The following is a 13,391-nucleotide window of genomic DNA, read 5'->3' as shown; positions in this document are numbered from 1 at the left end:
AAACACCTCATTAAGAAACGCCTTCCATGGAGGCATAATACCACTTGGTCAAAATCAAGTCGAGTGCCTGTCGGATAGCCTCATTGATGGGCAACAATCGTTGAGATAAATCGGGGTTAAGATCGCGCACCTCGGTGCAATAATCCCGCACAATGGGAAGCGTCTGCATGAGTTCATCCACCAATTGAGATTGAGGCAGATATACATCTTTCATTAAGTGACATAACAACAAATCTTTTTTACCGGCTTTCCCCACGTGAATGCCACCACCAAACATCCGGCATATCAAAGGACGCTGGGGATGCATGGAACAATACCCACGTTTTCCATCATCCGAAAGTTTGTGATAAATCACACAAACCGACTCCGAAGTATCCAAGCCCTCCAAACGGTCGTAAAACTCATCGGCCAGGCCGCGACGAAACAACTCAATGGCCAAGGGGAGCACCTCAAAAACCGACACCTCAAGGTTAAGCGAAGAGGTCATGCAACAGGCACCGCAACCATCAATACACTTAAATCCCTTATCAGCCTGAATGGCAGACGAAAAACGGTCGTATTCGGCATATTTCTCGATAAGCGCCTCTAAACCTTCAATTTGCAGGGAACGGATAAACAGTTCGCGATCCATAAAATGTGTTGTTGTTGGATGGCAAAGATATTGACGGGAAGCATCGTTGATACCGTCAAAGAAGAATTATTTCGGAGGGTCAAGGAGAGGGGTTATCAAGAAATATTAAAACGCAGATTCACAAAGACAAAGAGTTTTTATTAGGCTTAAAAAACCATCCGTGGCGATTTCCCAACAAAATGCTTAATTTGCACGAAAAGGAATCTGAAAAACCATACATACAAAATGACCTACAGATCACTCACCCCCACGGAGCAAGAACAACTGGAACGGCAAGGCTGTTCGTCGGACAACTGGCAATGGATAAGCGTAAAAGATAACTTTACCGCAAGTAAAATACGAAGAACACACTTCAGCGGCCACGTACAAATTGGCAAGCTGAACGGGCACGATAAACCAGAGGGGATTCACGACAGCACCATCGACAACTGCACGCTTGAAGATCATGTGCTGGTGAGCCAGGTGGGGCGTCTGAGTCATTACATCGTGCGATCGCACGCGGTGATAGAGAACTGTGGCACCATAGAGGCAATTGGCAAGTCAACCTTCGGAAACGGAACCCGCGCCTCGGTTATCAACGAAGCCGGCGGTCGCGAGGTGCCCCTCTATGAGGGACTGACAGCACAAACAGCGTGGCTGATGGCCTTTATGCGCCATCGCAAAAACTTTACCGAACAATTCACCCGCCTGATCGACGAAAAATGTTCCAAAGCGCTGTTGGACAACGGAATTATAGGACATCACGCCCGTGTGTCCAATTGCAACACCATCACCAACGTTTACATTGGCGACCACGCCCGCGTAGAAGGATCACTGCATCTTAAAAACGGCACCATTAATTCAACCGAGTCAGCCCCTACCCGCTGCGGACACGGAGTGATGGCCGAAAACTTCATGATGGCAGCAGGCAGCGTTACCAACAACGCATCCATCGTGAAAAACAGCTTCATTGGTCAAGGGTGCATCGTGGATCGACAATTTTCAGCCGATCACACCGTGTGCTTCGCCAACAGCCAACTATACCACGGAGAGGCCTGTTCTGCGTTTTGCGCCCCCTATACGGTGTCACACCACAAATCGACCCTGCTGATAGCCGGCTACTTCGCCTTTATGAACGCCGGCAGCGGCTCGAACCAGAGCAACCACATGTACAAACTGGGGCCTGTGCACCAAGGCGTTACCGAACGAGGCTGTAAACTCTCGAGTGATTCATATTTGCTATGGCCGGCAAAAATCGGGGCATTCACCTTCGTGATGGGTCGCCATTACAGCAACCCTGACATTGGCGACTTTCCCTTCTCATACCTGTTGGACGAGGAGGGCATCAGCTCACTGGTGCCCGGCGCCAACTTCCGCAGCATCGGCACCTTGCGCGACAGCGACAAATGGCCGGGACGCGACATCCGCACCGGCACCAAAGCCGATCGCATTCACTACAACATGCTGCATGCCTACACTGTAAGCAAAGCACTGAAAGGAAAACAACGCCTCACAGCCATCGAACAGAATCAGGAAGCCCCCAATGGCTATTACACCATTGGAGACGTGCGCATCAAGAAACCGGCATTGCGTCGCGGCATCGACATTTACAATGAAATTGCCACCATCTACACCGGAAACATTATTGATAGAATATCAAAAGAAAGGAACCTTTCAATAGAACAATTGGTTGAAGAAATACGAACACACGGCAGCATTGACACTTTTGGATGGGTGGACATGGCCGGAATGCTGATGCCCGAATACAAACTGATGCAATTGGTCAACGAAGTAGAGAGCGGACAACTGGCAAGCCTGTCGAAAATAGATGCCTTTTTAGACGAGGCCTTCGATCAGTCACCGCAAGACGAATGGCAATGGGTGCTTTCTCGGTGGGATGAACTTACGGGGATGTCGATCGTCGACATCAATGCTGACAAGCTGAGCCAGTTTATGCAAAACAGCCACTCAGCCCACCAACGGTTTACCATGATGTTGGTAAAAGATGCCCAAAAAGAGTACAGCGAACGGTCGAAAATCAGCTTTGGATACAACGATGATCCCAAAATTCGATTTGATGAATTCACGGCCATCCGCGGGACATGCGACGACAACTCATTTGTTCAAAAATTAAAGCAAGAATCGAAATAATCATCATTAATAAACATTCATCCAACAATAAACACTGAGGTATTTTAATCAAATACCGAACAAATGAATCATGTTCGAATCATATCCTTAAAAAATTCATGGTCTCCGTGTTCATTGAAAACTCTGATTTATTAAGAGATTCAGTGAAGAAGCGCAAAAAAACTCTTTCCAACGGCTCGTTCTGTGCGTAACTTAGATAGAAAGTTCGAGACCATGAACCCGTTACGCATCCTCATCGCGGTAAATTTTACCACCAGCTCGGACAAAGCCATGGCTTTTGCCGTTCAGTTACTACACACCCTGGATTGTCACATCCGTCTCATATATTGCTATTCCGACTTTATTGAACTGGAGGAATACGCGCAAATCAAACTCAATGCCGAAACATCAGCAAAAGACGTAAAGGAAGTATTTGTCAATCGCCTGATGAATCAAGAAGCCGAAGTGAAACGCTTATGGGAAGCTACCGGCACCACAGCGTTGCTCACCCTGTCATCGATGTCGGTAAAAGGGGAAGTGGAAAGCATGGTGAGTTACGAAGCCGACACATGGCACCCCAGCTTGGTGGTGGTGGGTTCATCGGTTGAAAAAAACACGTTTACCGAACTAATGGAGAGCACCGCCTCGGATGTGATTGATAAAACCCAATCGCCCGTGTTGGTGGTTCCCAGAAACACCGAGATTGTGGCTGAGAAAATGAATCACATCCTATTTTTGACCAACTTTAAATCGGAAGAATACATATCACTGCACCGTCTCATTGAATTGCTGCCCGGCCACGGAGCGACCCTGCATTGCGTGCGCTATCTTCACGACCATCCCGACCAATGGGATCACATGCGGTTGGAAGCACTCAGGGAATACATCAACCAAACTTATCCCAATCATGACATCGTTTGCGAAACACTCACGGGAGATCATCATTTGGAAGCCCTCAACCACTACGTGAAAGAAAAAAACATGGGCATATTGGCACTGACTCGGCGAAAAAGAAAAGCCATCTTTAAGTTTTTACACCCCGACATTTCACACAAACTGTTACACCATGCGCAAATGCCGGTGTTGGTGTTCAACGAATAATTTCAATGCCCCCAAACGGGAAAAGTTGCTGAAAAAAAATTCATCAACACTTCATTAACAACACAAATTAGTGCTTCATTTAAAATAAAGCGTGAAGGCTGAAATAAATGTAACAATCAACACAAAATAACGATAGGCACTTTCAGGAATTAATCGCACAATGCGGCTTCCGACAAAAAAGCCAAGCAACAAGGCAGGCAACATGACAAGGTTCATTTGTGCAGATGGCAGAGAAATGGTTTTCCACGACCACACATGAAAAGGAATTTTGAAAAAATTGAGCGTCAAATAAAACATGGCACCCGTGCCAATAAACTCCTTTTTGGGCAATTTAAGCGTCAATAAATACAAACTAAACACAGGGCCGGCCAAGTTGCCAATCATGGTTGCAAAACCGCCTAAAAGTCCAAACAACGGCAACACCCGGGGGTGCTGAAGCAAATTATTGTCACGCTTTCGAACATCATTCCACAAAATCAGGACCACACTCATGAGCAAAATGGAGGCCATACACACCCGAAAAAGAGCATCATCAAGATATTTTCCCACAAACACAGCCACCAACACGCCCACCACAGCCCATGGCAATAATCGCACCACATGCCGCCACTGTGCGTGTTTCCAATAAAAACGAATGGCTAACAAATCGCCCATAATTAAAAAAGGGAGTAAGATGCCGGTGGATTCGCGTGCCCCGTAAAGAACCGCTAAAACAGGAATCCCCAACATGATGGCTCCCTTCATTCCACTCTTTGATAATCCGGCTAAAAAAGCGATGGACAACGTAATTGTCCAAACACTCCACGTGAGCGACATGGGATTGATGAATTCAAGCATCTGTTTAAATATTTTTCTTCAAATAAAATAAGGCTGAGCAGTTACAAGGGGGAGCCCCACACAAGTCACAATGATAACCCTTTGCGAGACTGTCGTTATACCAAAACATGGGCATCTCCATCATCGGCAAAAAGCCATGGCGAACAAACTGATGATGCACCGGCACCCGGTCGACCTGTTTCCATGCATAACCAACCACATAAGCACACGATGACAATTGCGGCAAAGCAAGTGAAGCACTCAACAAACCATCCCCCAATCCCTGATGACGAAATTCAGGTAAAACGGCAATGCTCTTGACCAAATGAACAGGCAAATCGGGTTTCATCACTTCCAAATCATCAGGCCACGTAAACAATGAAATGCACTGATTGAGCGCAAACCCCACCAACTGCCCACCTATGAAGCCCCCCAGGCAAACTGCCTGTTGAGACTGAAAATCGGGAAATCCCAAATAACCCTTTCCAAAACAAACATCCGACACAAAAATCAATTCTGTGAGATGTTGAGATGGTTCAATGAAACGAATTGACTCAATCATTGGAGTTATATTAAACCCTATCAACGATATCACGAATCACTTCGGATGCCAAATAACATCCAAACATGGCCGGAAAGTACGAAATGGTTCCCACGGTAGTTTTTTTATTCTGCTCGCCTTCGGTGAGAATGATGACATCCTTGTCGACCAGTTCGGGCGAGAAAACCACCTTAAAACCGCTGCGAATTCCAAATTTTGTCAAACGTTTGCGCACCATGCGAGCCAGATTGCAGTTATAACTCTTGCTGATGTCGGCCACACGAATAAGCGAAGGATCGAGTTTGCCACCGGCTCCCAAACTACTAATAAGGGGCAGCTGACGTTGTAAAGCGTTAACAATTAGAAAAACCTTAGGACTAAGGGTATCAATGGCATCAACTACATAATCGTAATCATCACTTAAAATCTCAGGAATTCGTTCATCACGAATAAACTCCTGCAGAACCGTTAGACTGATCTCGGGATTAATGTCCCTCAACCGGTCGGCCATCACCTGACTCTTGGGCAACCCCTGGGTACTGCAAAGTGCCGGAAGCTGACGATTACGATTACTCGGTTGCACCACATCACCATCGATAATGGTGAGATGCCCGATACCGGCGCGAGCCAGTTGTTCAACCGCGTAGGCACCTACCCCTCCCAAGCCGGCCACCAAAACACGAGCCTTCTTCAATTTATCCAAATTTTCGGCACCTAGCAGAATTTCAGTGCGTTGCAACCAACTCATATCTTAATTATAAAATCAAAAAATTCAAAACAATGATCGACCCAAAAAGGTTTGCACGTTCACAACCACACGGGCTTCCAATGCCTCAATCGACATACCCAGAATCGCTGCAGCCTTCCCAAACACTTCACCAATGGGATGCGGGTCATCGTCAGTTTCGAGCAACAGACGATCAGCAGGAATCCCACGTAAACGAACCATCCCGCTGTCCCCCTCCATCTGTCGCAAGCCAACCGACAAATAAAACCCCATGCGACAAAGCTGAATCGCCATTTGCGGTGATCCATGAAAAGCATGAAGTGCCCATTGTTGCGACAAATGACTTTTTTTCAAACGAATAAGTTCATCAAAAGCCCTCACACAATGCACGACCAAAGGTTTTGACGCAATTTGTGACAAATCAATTTGCCGCTGAAAAGCAGTTAGTTGCACATTCAAATCAGGACCTTTAGTTTTATCTATACCACACTCCCCTATCATCAACAAGCGAGTATGATGGATTACCGAAAGCATCGTCTCTAACTCGTCCACCATCGAATCTTCACGAAGCAGCCAAGGATGAATGCCCATCGAAAAATAACCATTATCAGGGATTACCTCTGACGGAAAACAATTATGAATGGCAGATAAACTTCCCACCCGATGAGTATGAAAATCAAATAACATTGAAAGATAGATAATGTGATTAAATCACTTCAAGTTATTATTAAATTGATTGAACATCTTGGTGAATTCAGACAATCCATAATACATCCTGGAATTATCGCCTAGGAAACGGGGAACATTCCATTTAGCGGGCAGACAATCGGGCAATACAAAATCGCCTGATATCTTTTGCCAGTCGATGGTTTCATCGTACATGCGCACCTTTTTGCCGCGGTCGAACAACGATGCCAACTTGTAACCATACTCACCAACAGTACCGCTAATTAAGGGTTTCACTCGACGCCCATTGGCCGGAAGACGATCGAAAGGCGACACACCACGATACAAATGATCCATTTGGGCGTGACGATATAACTTGGTGTCGAGAAGAAATTCAAAAGGAAGATATACAAAAAAATCGAACAGTTGGTAATCGAAAAAAGGCATCACCACAAGCGGTACTTCTTGCGGATTTTGTGACAAGGCTGAGCGCATGATAAACCGCCGTTGACGTTGCTGCAAATCCCAATTCATAAATGCATTGAGCCAATCGGGATAACCACACAAGCACTCGGTCAATGAAGCCGTGATGAGATCGCGATAGTCGTTGTCGTTGAAAAATAGATGTTTCCCAAGTGGCGTACCCTTAAAGCGAACGATGTATTCAATTACGGAATCGACTGATTTCCAATATTTCATGCGCGTGCGCAAATGACTTCCAGCCATGAAATCGCCTGAATGCCCCGAAAAAAAGAACCCCACTTCGTGATTAAAATGCGAGGGAAACCATAAATCCTTTTCAGCAAAATGAGCGGTGGTAAGCCGATAAGGGCCTGGCGCTGAAGAAATCAGATGCCGAAAATTGGCCTCATTAAGGTACATCACATAATGACCAAGCGTATGACGAAGTGAACGACTGACTGTAGAAGCCACATTAATTTCACGACTCTCAATACCGGAACCAAAAGTTAAATTGATTTGCGGAACAGACAAACTATCAAGTTCAAATGCAATCAATCGACTATCCAATCCTGCTGAGAGGGGGGTATAGCAAACCTTGCCGGAACGCTGAACCCCATCGGCAAAAATTTTCATTCGTTGATGCCACAAATCGATGAAAGCATGGGAGGAAGCACGAAAATCTGCCGAAGGAAAATTTAAATGATAAGTCCAGTAATCAGTTTGCTTAAAATCAATGTTACCAAACCCGTCGAGCTGACAGCTGCACCAATGATGCGGAATCAATTCATTAACACCATCAACCAGGGTTTTATTCCCCATCACGTGACCGAAAGTTAAGATTTCAGCAACAGCATCGTGACGCATCATTCGCCCCGCAGATGTAAGAAATGGCTCAGCACTGTCACTAAAACGCCATGAGCCGGCATCGTGCGACCAAAAAACCGGATAACTGCCCCATCGATCCTGAATAAAAATGGCTTTATTCTCAAATCGGTCAACAATAGACAATTGAAACACTCCACTTAAAACAGGAATAGAAGATATAAGAAGACCATCGGCAGCCGCCTTAACGGCCCATCGACATAAATCGTCGCCCCACACCATACAGCCATCAACGACAAAATAGCCACGCGACCAGCACGCAAAACGCTCATTTGAAAAATGGGGCTCAGAAAAAACAAAACCAGATGGGGCAATTTCTATATTCATATTCAACAAGATAGGCAATACTTATAAAACAAAAAACGCAAAGCAAGATATGAAAAACCATCAAATGAAAAGCGACACCTTACAACCATAAATGATCACAAGAAGCATGGTTCAGCACATTCACTTCATTGATAATGAAAACCTTTTAGCAGCACGCTTTAGAATCACTAAAAATGAATGCCACTTCACCCCCACCCATGAACCCTGCGAATGATTCCACCGCAATCGGCAATCCTTACAAGTAAGATCGTCACAAAAAAACGAGGAGGGATCACGGGCAATCATGTCGCGATCGACAGCCAAAGTTCCTTGCATATCGGTGAGCATGGCATCGGCATGTCCAATAATACCTCGCTTAACAAATCCATTTTTTTCATACTCTTCAACAAACTTAATGGCACCTTTAATGCATCCACCATTCCAGTTAACTCGAAATAATTGAACAGCACCATCCTCATCACGATAATAAACCCCTTTGGGAGGATTTCGCTTAACCAAGGATGTTTCCTCAATCGCCACATGCGTAGTGGCCACACCAATGATATTTTTGCCAATATTAAGATTCTTGCCACCGCGAATGGCCATTTGTTCTAACACATCATAAGCAGGCGACTGAGCCGTATGACCATCCATCAGGAGATGCGCCAATGCCCCGATGGCGGCAAATCGATGCACCGGATGACGGCTGCGAACCGACAAGGGATGTTGTATAAATTTTTGATTAAAATAACCAGTATAAGTATCAGAATTTTTGTCGCTTATAAATTCCTTATCATGTGAAGTCATTGGTAGCTTAAAACAATAAGTAAAGGCATCCACCACCAGGGTTCCTTCTGGTCCAACGACCTCAATCAGGGCATCGAGCAACGCGTCAATGCCGCCTTGAACAGGGCCAAGCGAGCGAGATGAAACTTTCACATGCAACAAATCGCCGCGACCAATGGACATTGCCCGGATTTGTTCAATCAATTGAGCCCGGGAAACCGGAATTCGGTTCACATATTTGGGGTGCTGATGTGCCATTGTGAAGAAAAAAGGAAAGAGTGCAAAAATAAAGAAAGAAACGGGTCAGTCCCACTTGAAAAGCAGGCCAATGGTAAAATTAAAATGGTTTTGGTTGCCATGGGGGTTCTGAACCACCACATCGGCCGTGTAACCATACACATCCGTCACCGGAACATACTCAGGGCGCATGTCGGGCAAAACCACAAAAGCACAAGTGACATAAAAGAACGTTTTGGGGGAAGCTTCCATAACGAAACCCACCTCCGGACTAAATAAAGGTTTAAACTGACGGTTGATGTAATCGATAGAATTATCTACCAAAGTACCACTTAACGATGATTCATAATTCAACGAATTAGACAGCCAGCCCACTCCAAAGGACATCCCTGCAAAAGGACGAAACGCATCATCAGAAAAATAATAATGCCCCTTGGCCACGGCCGAAAGCATGGTGTACGAAGCTGATACACGCCCCTTGTTACGAAGCACCCAAAAATCGTCGTTCTGAGCCAAAAAAGACGCAGACAAGGCTCCTCCGAGACTGAGTCGTGAGGCATAGAACCAACGCCCCTCGGCCTGAGCCTGAAAACCGGGCACCGCAACCGTCGAAAAGCCCAATGTAGAGGCCTTGTTACCCAAATTGGAGGGCATCGACAACCCCAATCCACCCCCAAACCAAACTCCATCGGGACGCCGAGCTGAAGCGGAAATGGCCGCAAATATTAAAGCAATGGTAAAAATAAACCTCATAAAACGATATGATTAAAACACAAAATACAAACATCATCACAAATAAAGCATAAGCACTTGGAGGCAGAAAATTATCGAAAAATTAACGGTAATTCATAGTGACTGGTGCCATTATTTCGTTAAAATTGGGTCATTGAACAAACAAAGGGCGGAGAAAAACATTCAAAACCCGGCGAATAAAAAACTTGTCAAGCGGAAGCAGATTGAGTAAATTGAATGAACGAAATTCCATCGCTTCGCACGACTCCCAAAAAATCGAACGAAAGCGGTTCTCCGAACAAGCCAATTGACGGCCTTTATCATCAGAACCTCTTGACAAAAAGCCAAAACATACAACATTATGCGCATAGGAATTTTATCGGCCGGCGGGGATTGTCCCGGCATTAACGCAGCAATCCGCGGGGTAGGCAAAACGGCCATCATCGAGTATGGCATGGAAGTCGTTGGTATTGCCAACGGCTTTTCGGGTCTTATCAACCTGGAAACCATCCCCCTTCAAGAGCATCTATTATCGGGCATTCTCACGCTGGGTGGAACCATTCTTGGAACATCGCGCATGAAACCCTTCCGCAAACAGGAAGGCGACCCGGTAGAGAACAAACCGGAAGCCATCAAAATGAACTATGAAAAATTGGGACTCGATGCGCTTGTGTGCATTGGGGGCAATGGCACCCAAAAAACAGCGCATCTGCTATCACTGGAGGGGCTCAACGTAATTGGCATCCCCAAAACAATCGACAATGACGTATGGGGAACCGATACCACCTTTGGTTTCGATTCGGCGGTCAACATCGCCACCGATGCCATCGACCGCCTCCACTCGACTGCCAACTCACACAAACGCGTGATGGTGATTGAGGTGATGGGTCATACGGCCGGATGGATTGCCCTTTATGCAGGAATGGCTTCAGGGGGTGACATCATTTTGATTCCGGAGATTGAATACGACATGGACAGGGTTGCCGAAGTACTGCTCGAACGAAGTCATAAAGGCAAAGCTTACTCCATTGTTGTGGTAGCCGAGGGCATCGAAAACCCCAAAAAGAAAAGTGCAGGTTCACACATTGCCAAACAAATCACTAAAATGACCAATCTGGAAGTAAGGGAAACCATTTTGGGTTACACCCAACGCGGCGGGAGCCCTTCACCGCACGACCGTATTCTGGCGACCCAATATGGAGCACACGCGGCTGAACTGATCTACAACCGCAAATTCGGCAACATGGTTTCACTGCAAGGCAACGACATCACCCACATTCCATTATCGGAAGTCGGCGGAAAAGTCAAACTGGTGCCATCCAACCACGAACTCATTCAACGGGGACGTTACATGGGCGTGAGTTTTGGAGAGAAACGCTAAAAAAAGAACGATTACACGATAATAAACCCCTGTCATTCACTCGAATAACAGGGGTTTCATATAATTCAGTAAACAATCAACTTAAAAGAAAGCAATTTCATTGCATTTACCAGACTCAAGAAGCTGAATTTCAGTCAATAGATGATTGGCCAATCGACTGGCACCAATGCGAAACCACTGAGGATTGAGCCAGGCATCACCCAATATCACACTCACCAATGAATAATAAAGAAGTGCATCGGCAGGAGTTACGATGCCGCCAGCGGGCTTAAAACCCACTTTTTTGCCCGTTACAACCCCGAAAGCACGAATGGCATGCAACATCACAAAAGCTGCCTCAGGCGTGGCCGAAACGGGCGATTTTCCGGTTGATGTTTTAATAAAATCGGCACCTGCTTCCATCGCCAATAAAGATGCCCGCCATATAGACTGAATATCAGGCAGTAACCCGGTTTCAAGAATCACCTTGAGATGAGCTTCCCCGACAGCATCCCTGATGAGTCTGATCTCTTCAAGAATAAACTCGTGATTACCATCCAGAAACTCGCCTACTGAAATGACCACATCCACTTCATCGACACCAAAATCGACGGCTTTACGAATTTCCAAAACTTTAATGTCGGTAAAAGTCTGTGACGACGGAAAACCGGCAGCCACAACGGCTCGTTTAACTCCCGGCGCAACCAACGATGATTTAATAACCGGCGCAAAAACAGGATATACGCACACAGCAGCCACGTTGGACATCGAAGGGAAAGTATCGGTGAACCGATTCACCTTATTGCAAAATTCCCTCACAGAAAAAGCAGAATCAGCAGTATTTAAAGTCGTTAAATCAATACATGAAAACACACTCTTTAAAACATCTGAACTGAACTGAACTTGGCTATTCTGCATGCGAATAGCATCCAGCGATGATGCTATATCGGTTTCATTAAAAGGCAAAGGATAATTGGCAAAAAATTGTTCCATATAAGTGAGGGCATTAAAAAGGTAAATTCAATCAAAAATTATTAAACACTAAAAATCACCACACGAACACCTATCAACTAGAATTAGCGCATTGAATAATCAATAGGAAAACCCAACTAACATTTATATATCAGTGATTTAGCTTTACATTATTTTTATGTCGCTGATGATCACGCAAGGTCTTTTTATCAATATTTCGAAGCATCGCCTCATTCAAATCGACTCCGGTTTGATTGGCAAGGCAACAAAGCACCCAAAGCACATCGGCCATTTCATCGGCCAAATCACATTTTTCGCCCTCTTTGAAAGACTGTTCTCCATAAGTACGCGACATAATGCGTGACAACTCCCCCACCTCTTCCATTAAAATAGCCAAATTGGTCAATTCACCAAAATAGCGCACCCCATGTTGATGAATCCAATCATCAATTAGCTTCTGTAATTCACTTAATTTCAATGTATAAGGATTATTCATAAAATCAGAGTTTATTTTTTGTATCGATAATAATGGTAACAGGACCGTCATTTTCAAGAGCCACTTTCATATCGGCACCAAACACACCCGTTTGTATTGACTTACCCAACTCACGCTGAGCTGCTTTGACAAACAATTCATAAAGAGGCACAGCAATAGGGGGAGCTGCTGCATCAATATAAGAAGGGCGATTACCCTTCTTCGTCCTGGCCATTAAAGTAAACTGACTCACAACCAGCATCTCACCATCCACATCGAGTAACGAGCGATTCATGACCCCGTCAGCATCATTGAAAATACGCAGATTAACAATCTTCGGTACCAACCAACTTACATCTTCCTCATTGTCTGCAGGTTCAATTCCAACCAGAACCATGAGACCCTTTTGAATAGAAGAATGGATCACCCCATCAATGGTCACAGAAGCATGGTTAACACGCTGAAGCACAGCTTTCATAAAATTAATATTAACATATTAAAATAAACGCAAATACTTACAAATAGAATACATTAAGCCTCACATTTACTTACTCAACAAAAATGGTGAATTTGTGTTGAATATAAATC

At 45.1% G+C, this 13,391-nt stretch carries 14 protein-coding genes; 3 read left to right on the top strand and 11 right to left on the bottom strand.

The genetic code is table 11. From position 1 onward, the window contains the following. Positions 1–10: 10 nt before the first annotated feature. Positions 11–631 (bottom strand): YkgJ family cysteine cluster protein, encoded by a 621-nt coding sequence (locus LX69_RS03415; protein ID WP_111444418.1) that lies wholly within the window; start codon positions 629–631, stop codon positions 11–13. 225 nt (positions 632–856) lie between these two features. Here LX69_RS03415 and LX69_RS03410 point away from each other — a divergent pair, with 225 nt between their 5' ends. After that, positions 857–2,761 (top strand): DUF4954 family protein, encoded by a 1,905-nt coding sequence (locus LX69_RS03410; protein WP_111444417.1) that lies wholly within the window; start codon positions 857–859, stop codon positions 2,759–2,761. A gap of 213 nt (positions 2,762–2,974) precedes the next feature. Then, complete coding sequence (locus LX69_RS03405; RefSeq protein WP_111444416.1) at positions 2,975–3,841, top strand: universal stress protein; 867 nt, start codon at positions 2,975–2,977, stop codon at positions 3,839–3,841. A 75-nt stretch (positions 3,842–3,916) separates the two neighbouring features. On the opposite strand, the gene LX69_RS03400 is transcribed toward LX69_RS03405, so the two are convergent. From LX69_RS03400 to LX69_RS03370, 7 genes are all read right to left on the bottom strand, one after another. After that, complete coding sequence (locus LX69_RS03400) at positions 3,917–4,678, bottom strand: sulfite exporter TauE/SafE family protein (protein ID WP_111444415.1); 762 nt, start codon at positions 4,676–4,678, stop codon at positions 3,917–3,919. A 4-nt stretch (positions 4,679–4,682) separates the two neighbouring features. After that, positions 4,683–5,219, bottom strand: a complete 537-nt coding sequence (locus LX69_RS03395; RefSeq protein WP_111444414.1) for a GNAT family N-acetyltransferase — start codon at positions 5,217–5,219, stop codon at positions 4,683–4,685. Positions 5,220–5,229: 10 nt separating this feature from the next. Further along, positions 5,230–5,946, bottom strand: coding sequence for a tRNA threonylcarbamoyladenosine dehydratase (locus LX69_RS03390; protein WP_111444413.1), 717 nt, complete (start codon positions 5,944–5,946; stop codon positions 5,230–5,232). 24 nt (positions 5,947–5,970) lie between these two features. Continuing rightward, positions 5,971–6,585: a TatD family hydrolase gene (locus tag LX69_RS03385; RefSeq protein WP_170124218.1), complete on the bottom strand. Its 615-nt coding sequence runs from the start codon at positions 6,583–6,585 to the stop codon at positions 5,971–5,973. Positions 6,586–6,636: 51 nt separating this feature from the next. Then, complete coding sequence (locus LX69_RS03380; protein WP_111444411.1) at positions 6,637–8,262, bottom strand: asparagine synthetase B family protein; 1,626 nt, start codon at positions 8,260–8,262, stop codon at positions 6,637–6,639. Positions 8,263–8,382: 120 nt separating this feature from the next. Continuing rightward, positions 8,383–9,285, bottom strand: a complete 903-nt coding sequence (locus LX69_RS03375; protein ID WP_111444410.1) for an AAC(3) family N-acetyltransferase — start codon at positions 9,283–9,285, stop codon at positions 8,383–8,385. A 45-nt stretch (positions 9,286–9,330) separates the two neighbouring features. Continuing rightward, positions 9,331–10,017 (bottom strand): hypothetical protein, encoded by a 687-nt coding sequence (locus LX69_RS03370; protein WP_111444409.1) that lies wholly within the window; start codon positions 10,015–10,017, stop codon positions 9,331–9,333. 340 nt (positions 10,018–10,357) lie between these two features. On the opposite strand from LX69_RS03370, the gene LX69_RS03365 reads away from it, so the two are divergent. Then, positions 10,358–11,377 (top strand): 6-phosphofructokinase, encoded by a 1,020-nt coding sequence (locus tag LX69_RS03365; RefSeq protein ID WP_111444408.1) that lies wholly within the window; start codon positions 10,358–10,360, stop codon positions 11,375–11,377. Positions 11,378–11,458: 81 nt separating this feature from the next. On the opposite strand, the gene deoC is transcribed toward LX69_RS03365, so the two are convergent. The 3 genes from deoC to dtd form a co-directional block, all read right to left on the bottom strand. Further along, a complete protein-coding gene (gene deoC / locus LX69_RS03360; RefSeq protein WP_245934932.1) occupies positions 11,459–12,349 on the bottom strand; it encodes a deoxyribose-phosphate aldolase in 891 nt (296 codons plus the stop codon). A 130-nt stretch (positions 12,350–12,479) separates the two neighbouring features. Further along, a complete protein-coding gene (locus tag LX69_RS03355) occupies positions 12,480–12,824 on the bottom strand; it encodes a nucleotide pyrophosphohydrolase (protein WP_221621262.1) in 345 nt (114 codons plus the stop codon). Positions 12,825–12,828: 4 nt separating this feature from the next. After that, positions 12,829–13,281, bottom strand: a complete 453-nt coding sequence (dtd, locus tag LX69_RS03350) for a D-aminoacyl-tRNA deacylase (RefSeq protein WP_111444407.1) — start codon at positions 13,279–13,281, stop codon at positions 12,829–12,831. Between the last annotated feature and the right edge of the window lie 110 nt (positions 13,282–13,391).

This window comes from Breznakibacter xylanolyticus, assembly GCF_003254275.1.
Taxonomy (GTDB): Bacteria; Bacteroidota; Bacteroidia; order Bacteroidales; family Marinilabiliaceae; genus Breznakibacter; species Breznakibacter xylanolyticus.
This window is presented reverse-complemented; position numbering and strand designations above follow the sequence as displayed.